Genomic DNA, 918 nt, shown 5'->3' on the forward strand with positions numbered 1-918 from the left:
CCTACGTTAGAACATCAAAACTACAAGGGTGGTATTTCAAGGTTGACTCCACACAATCTAGCGACTGTGCTTCTAAGTCTCCCACCTATCCTACACATGTAGGTTCAATGTTCAGTGCCAAGCTGTAGTAAAGGTTCACGGGGTCTTTCCGTCTAGCCGCGGGTACACAGCATCTTCACTGCGATTTCAATTTCACTGAGTCTCGGGTGGAGACAGCGTGGCCATGGTTACACCATTCGTGCAGGTCGGAACTTACCCGACAAGGAATTTCGCTACCTTAGGACCGTTATAGTTACGGCCGCCGTTTACCGGGGCTTCGATCAAGAGCTTCGACCTAAGTCTAACCCCATCAATTAACCTTCCGGCACCGGGCAGGTGTCACACCGTATACGTCATCTTACGATTTTGCACAGTGCTGTGTTTTTAATAAACAGTCCCAGCCACCTGGTCACTGCGGCTCTCAATCGCTTAAGGAGTAAATCCCATCACAATCAAGAGCGTACCTTCTCCCGAAGTTACGGTACAATTTTGCCTAGTTCCTTCACCCGAGTTCTCTCAAGCGCCTTAGTATTCTCTACCTGACCACCTGTGTCGGTTTGGGGTACGATTCGAAATAATCTGAAGCTTAGAGGCTTTTCCTGGAAGTAGGGCATCAGCAACTTCACTACCGTGGTAGCTCGTCTCGTGTCTCAGCCTAACAACGACCCGGATTTACCTAAGTCATTAGCCTACTCACTTTCACATGGACAACCAACGCCATGCTTGCTTAGCCTGCTCCGTCCCCCCATCGCAATTATTCCAAGTACAGAAATATTAATCTGTTTCCCATCGACTACGCTCTTCAGCCTCGCCTTAGGGGTCGACTTACCCTACCCTGATTAACATGGGATAGGAACCCTTGGTCTTCCGGCGTGCGGG

At 49.6% G+C, this 918-nt stretch carries 1 rRNA gene; it reads right to left on the bottom strand.

The window, feature by feature from the left end:
- A 23S ribosomal RNA gene (locus PAUR_RS00015) occupies nucleotides 1–918 on the bottom strand; the annotation flags it as partial.

The sequence above is a fragment of the Pseudoalteromonas aurantia 208 genome (genome assembly GCF_014858725.1).
Lineage (GTDB): Bacteria > Pseudomonadota > Gammaproteobacteria > Enterobacterales > Alteromonadaceae > Pseudoalteromonas > Pseudoalteromonas aurantia.